This window comes from Effusibacillus lacus, from assembly GCF_002335525.1.
Taxonomy (GTDB): domain Bacteria; phylum Bacillota; class Bacilli; order Tumebacillales; family Effusibacillaceae; genus Effusibacillus; species Effusibacillus lacus.
In genome coordinates, this window is record NZ_BDUF01000087.1 from 1 (window position 1) to 8,663 (window position 8,663).

Below are 8,663 nucleotides of genomic sequence, written 5' to 3' on the forward strand. Positions count from 1 at the left end.
GTCAAATATTATCCATGGGTGCTTCGTGCGTCAAAAGTGAAATAGTGTGATAGAGCGAGAAAAACGAAGAAAACATTAATTTATTGAGGGAGGAAACCTTATGTCAAACCATAACGTATATGAAGATGAGTTAGAACAGGCGGCCTTGGAATGGTTTGAGGAACTCAACTACGAAATTGCCTTTGCTCCTGATCTTTCGCCCGGTGGGGATTATCCTGAACGTTCTGATTATTCCGATGTAATACTGGAGGAACGTCTGAAGGACGCCTTAAAGCGTATAAACCCGGATTTGCCCCAGGAGGCTCTTGACGACGCCCTGCATCAGATACTCGTGCCGCTTAATCCTGCACTAATAGACAACAATCATCTTTTTCAGAAGATGGTCACCGATGGGGTGAATGCTACCTTTAGGGCCAGTGATGGCAGAATAGTCAGCAAGCAGGTCAAGGTTTTTGACTTCGAGAAAGTAGAGAATAATGATTTTTTGGCTGTTAACCAATTTACTGTGATTGAGAACAGGATTGAAAAGCGTCCTGATGTGGTGGTATTTGTCAACGGCATTCCCCTTGTTGTCATCGAGCTTAAAAACCTTGCCAACGAGGACGTAGAAATATCTGATGCCTTTAATCAGATCCAAAACTATATAAATACTATCCCGTCCCTCTTTACCTATAATTCCTTTGTGGTTATATCTGACGGTGTTAATGCCAGGGCAGGCACAATAACTGCCGATGAAGACCGGTTCATGATGTGGCGTACGATTGATGGGGACGAGGTTGCACCTGTAGGCCGTCCACAGCTTGAGATCTTAATCAAAGGAATGTTTGAAAAGGAGCGCCTGCTTGATCTTATTAAGAACTTTGTGTTGTTCCAGACTGATGGAAAAGATACTTACAAAATTCTGGCAGGTTACCATCAATATCATGCTGTCAACAAGGCAGTCGAAAGCACTATAAGGGCTGCAATTACTGAGGGAGATCGCAAAGCCGGCGTTGTTTGGCATACCCAGGGCAGCGGCAAAAGTCTTTCTATGGTTTTCTATGTGGGCAAGCTTGTTCTGGCCAAAGAACTTAATAACCCGACAATTGTAGTAATTACCGACCGAAATGACCTTGACGACCAGTTGTTTTCCACATTTGCCAAATCAAAAGACTTATTACGCCAGGAACCGGTGCAGGCTCAGGATCGGGCAGATCTTCGCAGACTTCTGGCGAGAGAATCGGGAGGCATAATATTCACGACCATACATAAATTTGCCCCTGAAGAAAAAGGCGACAGCGTACCTGTTCTTACAGACCGGGAAAACGTAATTGTTATTGCTGATGAAGCCCATAGAAGTCAGTACGGATTCGGAGCGGAAATTGTCAAGGGTGATACGGAAGCTGAGGTCAAATACGGCTATGCCAAATATATGCGTGATGCCCTTCCTAAAGCATCCTATATCGGCTTTACCGGAACGCCAATATCGCTTACGGACAAGGATACCAGAGCTGTATTTGGCGACTATATCGATATTTATGATATGACCAGGGCAGTAGAGGACGGAACGACAGTACGTATTTTCTATGAAAGCCGGATTGCGAAGCTGGAGCTGCCGGATGAACTTAAACCCGTCATTGACAGCGAATACGAAGAAATTACTGAATACCAGGAGTATACCCAAAAAGAAAAGCTCAAGTCCAAATGGTCAAGGCTTGAGGCTATTGTCGGTGCCGAGCAGCGTGTTAAAGCGATTGCCAAAGATATTGTGGAGCATTTTGAAAAGCGTCTCGCAGCCCAGGAAACAGAAGTGGGCAAAGGTATGATCGTAACCATGTCCCGGCGGATTGCGGTTGACCTTTATAAAGCGATTGTAGAACTGCGCCCGGAATGGCACTCTGACGATGTGGAAAAAGGCGTGATTAAGGTGGTCATGACCGGAAGCTCTTCTGATCCTAAGGAATGGCAGCCTTTCATTGGCACAAAGGTTACCCGGGATCGGATTGCAAAGCGCATGAAGGATAACAAGGACGAGCTGAAGTTAGTCATTGTGCGTGATATGTGGCTGACCGGCTTTGATGTTCCGAGCATGCACACCATGTATATTGATAAACCCATGCAGGGACATAACTTAATGCAGGCTATCGCCCGCGTTAACCGGGTATTTAAGGAAAAGCAGGGCGGCTTGATCGTAGATTATATCGGCATTGCCGAAAACCTCAAAAATGCTCTTAATGATTATACCGAGAGCGACAGGGAGAAGACAGGGGTTGATACTGAACTGGCAGCAGCAGTGCTCCTTGAGAAATATGAATTGATTAAGGAATTGCTCCATGGTCATGATTATCAGAAATTCTTTACCGGCTCCGCTTCCGACAGAATGTCCGCCATTGTTGAAACCATCGACTACATTATCGGGCTACGAGAAGAACGCAAAAACGAATATCTTAAGCTGGTCAGCGAACTTTCAAGGGCCTACTCGCTTTGTGCTACTACCGATATTGCTGAAAAATTAAATCTTGAGGTAGGTTTCCATAAAGCAGTTAAATCCGGGATTATTAAGCTCATTCCCGAAAACTCTAAAAAGAAAACTGCTGCGGAGATTGAAGCCCAGCTTAACCAGCTTATATCCAAATCGATTGCCAGCAATGAGGTTATCGATGTTTTGGATGCCGTTGGACTTAACAAGCCTAATATCGCCATACTGTCCGACGAGTTCCTGGAGGAAGTGCGCAACATGAAGCAGCGCAACCTTGCCGTCGAGCTTCTCAACAGATTACTTAAAGGCAAAATAAAGACATTTTCAAGGCGGAATCTTGTTCAGTCCAGGAAGTTCTCGGAGCTTTTAGAGAATGCCATCAGAAAGTACCAGAACCGCACCATTGAAACCACGCAGATTATTTTGGAACTTATACAGCTTGCCAAAGAAATCAATGAAGCTCATAAACGGGGAGAAAATACAGGTCTTACTGAAGATGAGCTGGCGTTTTACGATGCGCTTGCCGAAAACGAGTCTGCCAAAGAGGTAATGGGCGACGATATCCTCAAGCAGATAGCAAGGGATTTGACTGAGGCAATACGTAAAAATCTCAGCATTGATTGGTCTATTCGTGCCAGCGTCCAGGCAAAAATGAAGATGGTCATCAAGAGGCTTCTTAAGCACTATGGTTATCCGCCGGACAAAACACCTAAGGCTGTGGAAATAGTAATGGAGCAAGCCAAGCTCATGTGCCAAAACGAGAGCGCGGGGATTAGGTACCAGTACCAGCTTGTTAAAGAAGAATTACCAAAAGTAGCGGAAGAAAAGGGGAATATATGATATGTCAGAAATGAAGTATAAAATTTAAGGAGCCCTTGGCGTTCTCTCCGAAGGATTAAAAGTATAGGAAGGGGTGAATAAATTTGCGGAATCTGAAAGGTTTTATTGAGGATTTTTCTAAGGCATTAAAGGAAAGAGGATGCCGATGGCAGTATTTTTCGTAAAAACATCGGTCGTGCTTTTTTGAATATGGCTGCAGATCCATATTTACAAGTGTTTGAAATTGATATGCATAATTCTGCAAATGAAAGAAACTATGGACACTTAATAAATGAAGGACTTGAAAATGAACTTGAGGCAAAAATCAGCCGATATTTAAGGGACAACATCACCTTTGTCTGTTTTCCGGTTGATGAAGAATCTCAGCGTCTGAGATTAGAAGAAGGTATTATTGCAACGCTTAACAGGCATCCATCATTTGGCCCGAGCAGCAATTGGCTTGGTTTGAATAGCCCCTTATCTGAGATTTCAAGCAGCGGTCTTTGGAATAGACAGGGTTTGCAGGGACAACCTTTATCTGATGAAGAATTAGAGCTGGTTAAGTGGCTTGCCAGATTTGGAAACGATAGTTACAGAAACAATACGGGGCGTAGAACACGTGTACAAAGAGCAGAGGATAGTGTCAGGGTGGCTGTTGAAGCTACGGGTTCCCAAGGGAAAACAGCTGATGATGTAAGGCAGTACATAGAAAAATTGTTGCAGGAAGCAAAGATGATAGGCGAATACTATATTGATTTGGTTTCAGGGGATATTCATAAGCAGATGGGCATGAAAAACAGGATGCCGCAGATATGCCGGATTATGTACGAGAAAATGATGCCTGGCGATGAAGTTTTACATACTACTCCCAGCGGTAAAAGTTCGACTATAAAAATTAGGTACTATCTAAGAAATAGATAAGGGTGATTAAATAATGAATTGTTGACCTATTGGTAGAGAGGTGCGGAGAAGGTGGCTTTGAATTATAAAAAGTGCCCTAAATGTGGGTCTAAGAATTCGATTAAAATTATTTATGGCATGCCGAGTTTTAAGCTTTTTCAAGAAGCTGAAGCCGGAAAAGTGAGGTTGGGTGGCTGTTGTATCATAGAAGGCGGTCCGGAATACCACTGCAAGGATTGTAGCAATGAATGGAACCGGGAGCAGGTGCTTGACACCGCATATGACCAGATCAAAGGGCTCAAAGCATCAGTAGGTGGATACTTCAGCGGTTATTATCATGTAACTATTGATTTGACAAATCTTAAAACTACGTGGCTGTTCAACGAGGGCGGTTCTGAAGAAACCAGTACAAGATCCATTCGAACAAAAATAGCAGAAGAATTTATTAAGTGTTTAAAAGAGATTGATTTGTTAAACTGGAAAGCAAAATACGTAGAACCCGGAATCTGTGACGGGACCCAATGGGGCATTGAAATAATTACTGGCGGGAGAACCATCAGAAAATATGGTAGCAATAAGTTTCCGGAAGAATGGAAGCAATTCTGCAAGATGATTAAAAGAATAACCGGAAAGGAATTCAGGTGAAAGTGATGAAAGCCTTTCAGATAAAAATCGAATTAATTGATTCCGAACCGCTAATATGGAGAAGGGTAGTTATCCCGGCGGATGTTACCTTCAGACGCCTGCATGACACAATACAATTTTCAATGGGTTGGCTGGATTATCATCTTTATGAGTTTGAGTTCCCGCAGGAGAAACTCAGAATTACTAATGACGAAGAATCCTATGAGGAATTCAAATTTTACTTTGCCAAGTATAAAAACAAAAAGCCAACAAAAAAGGAAGACCCTCATGGCATTATAGTGAATATTTCGGTGCGGCGGAGCCGCTAGGTTAATGAATGAGAGCCACGTTGTTAATGATTTTGAGCCATGATGTTAATAGGGAGAGCCACCTCGATATGAGGCAGCTCTTTAGTAGTGTAATTATACCTGAAGCCCTTTCTTCTTTCGCATGGAATCTTCTCCATCAATGAGTATGTGGTACGAGTTGTGCACTATTCGGTCAAGGATCGCATCGGCCATGGTATGTTCGTTGATTTTCTCGTGCCATCCCTCCGGTGAGAATTGGGAGATGAAGATTGTTGAGGCATTTTGATGGCGCGCCTCGATGATTTCAAGCAAGTCGCGGGATTCGGTCATTGTGAGCGGAACGAGTAACCACTCATCAATGATCAATAGGCGAACTTTCTTGTACTGAGCGATCACCTTCTTATATGTTCCGTCTCCCCGGGCAATCGCAAGATCGGTCAGAAGCTCTGGCAAACGGATGTACTTGGTGGCCAGAAAATTTCGGCAGGCTGAAATGCCGAGTGCGCAGCCAATATACGTTTTTCCAGCACCGGATGCCCCCATAAGGATGACATTATGTTTCTCGTGAATAAAATTACCGGTGGATAAACGCAAGATTTGTACTTGATCCAATTTCCGGTCCGCATGATATTCAATGTCTTCGACGCAGGCATTAGGATAGCGAAATGTCGCCTTTTTGATGAGTCGGTCCAGTTGATTGTTCTTGCGTCTGGCCCATTCTGCATCCACGAGTAATCCGAGCCGTTCTTCAAAGGACAGTGTGGCGTAAGAGGGCGTCTGCATTTGCTCCCGAAGAGATTCCGCCATCACGCTTAATCGCATACTGATGAGCTTGTTCATGGTCGTTTCGTTAAGCATGGTTATTTCCTCCCGTAGTAAGTTGCGCCGCGTGTAAAACCGTATTGACTGGATCGGTTGGCGGATTCGGTTTCCTTCGTTGCCGCCTGCTCATCAACTATGAGATCCTGACCGGATTTGAGGATGGTGCTGATGTGTTTATAACTTGGGTGTGGGGTGTAGCTGAGCGCCCTAGCGCAGGCAGCCTCCACACGAACGAGCGAGTAGCGGTCTGCTAGTTTCAGAACGCCCATACAAGCCTTGTATCCTTGTTGTTCAACACGGTGGCCGGCCAGAATGGCTTGAATTGCTGCAGTGGTGTAAGGACCGACTTGCTGGGCCCATGACACAAAGCGCTCGGCATTCCATTGAACGTATTGCTTATGTTTGTCCGGCATATGATCCGCCACCGTATGATATTGGCCAGGACGTCCGTAGAGCCTAGGATGAGAACAAATGCGATGATGGTTGTAGAATACTTCGATGACACCTTTGGTGATGCGGACATCTACTTTATGCTTGATATATTCATAGGGGACGCTGTAATGCATCTTGTCGACGGCTATGTGATAATTAAACTGTACGGTGGCGACTTTCCAGGTGGCGCATTCGTACAAGGAAGCTGGCAGCGGTTGCAGGGTATGTTTCTCTTCATCAAGAAACGTACTGAGCCTGCTGCCCGGTTTCTTCTGAAAAGGACGCTTATTAAACGCTGCGAGTTTTTCAGCGATGGCCGCATTAAGTTCAGGCAGTGTGAAGAATGTCTGATTCCGTAAAGCGGCGATAATCCAGGTGGAAATGATTCCGACCGTCCCCTCCGCACTAGGCTTGTCTTTGGGCTTTCGGACGCGTGCTGGAATCACTGCCGTGCCATAGTGCTCGGCCATTTCATGATAGGTTTTGTTGATGACAGGGGAATACCATGAGGATTGTTCAACGCCGGTCTTGAGGTTGTCGGGTACGAGGATTTTGGGAACACCGCCAAAATGAGTAAAGGCGTTGTTATGAGCCGCAATCCAACTTTCCTGATTCTGAGACAGAAAGCCTTCCACGTAGGCATATTGGCTGCAGGATAAGGCTGCAACAAAGATGTACACAGGCACTAATTCTCCTGTCTCTGCGTCCACTAACGAAGCGGTTTGGCCTGCCCAATCGACTTCCATTTGCTCGCCGGGTTTACGCTGGATATGCATTGTGGCTTTCGTGGTCGCGGCATACTTGCGGTAGTAGTTACAGAATTGAGTGTACTTCAGGGGAATTTCGTGACTTAGACGGCACATCTCGCAGTATTCGCTCCAGAGCAGGCTAAGGGTGACGCCGCTCTTGGCTAATTCGCGATGGATGTACTCGCAATCCGGAATCTTGCGCGGGGAAACTTGCGCTTTTTCGGGGAATAACAGATACTGCAGATCGGCATCCGCCACATCTTCTGGCAGTGGCCATGACAGATCCTTCTCCTTCGCACGCTTCAACACCTCAGAAACGGTGTTTCGCGAGCATTGACAACTGGACGCAATACTGCGTTGGCTTAAGCCCATGCCGCTTAGCCGCAAAATTTCTCGATACTTGGTCATTGGTTGACCTCCCGCTGTTTATTTGCGCTCTGATTTAGAGACGCATTCCTCAATTGTACCGGATGAAACAGCGGTGGCTCTCATGGATTAACGTCGTGGCTCTATTTTATTAACAAGGTGGCTCTCACTCATTAACTCACTGGCCTTATGGCAGTGAAATATTCACTTCGGTACATTGATAAGTACATCGACTTCTCTTTTATTGTGGAAAAGGTGCGGCCTTACTATTGCGAGAACAACGGACGTTCTTCGATCGATCCTGTTATGCTCTTCAAAATGATTACGATTGGCTATTTTTTCGGAATTCGTTCGGAGCGTCAGTTAGAGAGGGAAGTCATAACCAATAATGCATATCGTTGGTTCCTTGGCCTGGGACTCACTGACCGAGTTCCCGACCACAGTACCATTAGCTTTAACCGTAAAAGATTCGCAGAATCCACGATTTTTCAGGACATCTTTGATGAAATTGTGGAGCAGGCCAAGAAACACCGTATGGTTAGCGGAAGAGTGCTATTTACAGATTCCACTCATGTAAAAGCGAATGCCAACAAGCGAAAGTACGTCATTCATGAGGTTGAGCAAACGACACGGGAATACTTAGATGAATTAGACCAAGCAGTAGAAAAGGACCGGTTAGAACACGGAAAAAAGCTCTAAAGCCAAGAGAGGAGGTGACGGAAACTAAGGAAATTAAAGTCAGCACCACAGATCCAGAGAGCGGCTATATGGTGCGAGACGGCAAGCCGGAAGGCTTCTTCTATCTCGACCACCGTACAGTTGACGCCAAGTGTAACATTATCACCGATGTACATATTACTCCTGGTAACGTCCATGATTCCGTCCCTTATCTCGAACGTTTAGATCGTCAAATTCAGCGTTTCGGTTTTTCCGTAGAAGCCGTAGCTCTTGATTCTGGTTACCTGACAGCTCATATTTGTAAGGCCCTACAGGAAAAGAAGATCTTTACTGTAATTGGTCACCGCCGGTTTCACCCAACCAAAGGATTGTTCCCGAAATGGAAGTTTAAGTACCAGCCCGAAATGAACACGTGTGATTGATAACATAAAAGTTGACCACGTGGAGGCACATTGACAACCAAAAAGTTGACCACCCCTACACCAAATTCCTGTACGCTGATTTTGT

The 8,663-nt window shown here is 45.1% G+C and carries 5 protein-coding genes and 2 pseudogenes; 5 read left to right on the forward strand and 2 right to left on the reverse strand.

Annotated elements, in window-relative coordinates:
• Nucleotides 1-100: 100 nt before the first annotated feature.
• The 4 genes and pseudogenes from EFBL_RS15835 to EFBL_RS15850 form a co-directional block, all read left to right on the forward strand.
• Nucleotides 101-3,223, forward strand: a pseudogene (locus EFBL_RS15835) (type I restriction endonuclease subunit R); the annotation flags it as partial.
• Between the two features lie 228 nt (nucleotides 3,224-3,451).
• A complete protein-coding gene (locus EFBL_RS15840; RefSeq protein ID WP_481779602.1) occupies nucleotides 3,452-4,198 on the forward strand; it encodes a GIY-YIG domain-containing protein in 747 nt (248 codons plus the stop codon).
• Between the two features lie 51 nt (nucleotides 4,199-4,249).
• Complete coding sequence (locus EFBL_RS20965; RefSeq protein ID WP_207907636.1) at nucleotides 4,250-4,822, forward strand: hypothetical protein; 573 nt, start codon at nucleotides 4,250-4,252, stop codon at nucleotides 4,820-4,822.
• 5 nt (nucleotides 4,823-4,827) lie between these two features.
• Complete coding sequence (locus tag EFBL_RS15850) at nucleotides 4,828-5,130, forward strand: plasmid pRiA4b ORF-3 family protein (RefSeq protein ID WP_216640731.1); 303 nt, start codon at nucleotides 4,828-4,830, stop codon at nucleotides 5,128-5,130.
• Between the two features lie 93 nt (nucleotides 5,131-5,223).
• On the opposite strand, the gene istB is transcribed toward EFBL_RS15850, so the two are convergent.
• A complete protein-coding gene (gene istB, locus EFBL_RS15855) occupies nucleotides 5,224-5,967 on the reverse strand; it encodes an IS21-like element helper ATPase IstB (RefSeq protein ID WP_096183060.1) in 744 nt (247 codons plus the stop codon).
• Nucleotides 5,968-5,969: 2 nt separating this feature from the next.
• Complete coding sequence (istA, locus tag EFBL_RS15860; RefSeq protein WP_096183061.1) at nucleotides 5,970-7,520, reverse strand: IS21 family transposase; 1,551 nt, start codon at nucleotides 7,518-7,520, stop codon at nucleotides 5,970-5,972.
• 147 nt (nucleotides 7,521-7,667) lie between these two features.
• Between istA and EFBL_RS15865 the strand changes: the two are divergent.
• Nucleotides 7,668-8,569: pseudogene (locus EFBL_RS15865) on the forward strand (IS1182 family transposase); the annotation flags it as partial.
• Between the last annotated feature and the right edge of the window lie 94 nt (nucleotides 8,570-8,663).

What these genes read in the sequence shown, in the direction of transcription:
- istB (WP_096183060.1), bottom strand. Translation starts at nt 5,967, where the DNA reads ATGCTTAACGAAACGACCATGAACAAGCTCATCAGTATGCGATTAAGC.
- istA (WP_096183061.1), bottom strand. Translation starts at nt 7,520, where the DNA reads ATGACCAAGTATCGAGAAATTTTGCGGCTAAGCGGCATGGGCTTAAGC.
- EFBL_RS15850 (WP_216640731.1), top strand. Translation starts at nt 4,828, where the DNA reads ATGAAAGCCTTTCAGATAAAAATCGAATTAATTGATTCCGAACCGCTA.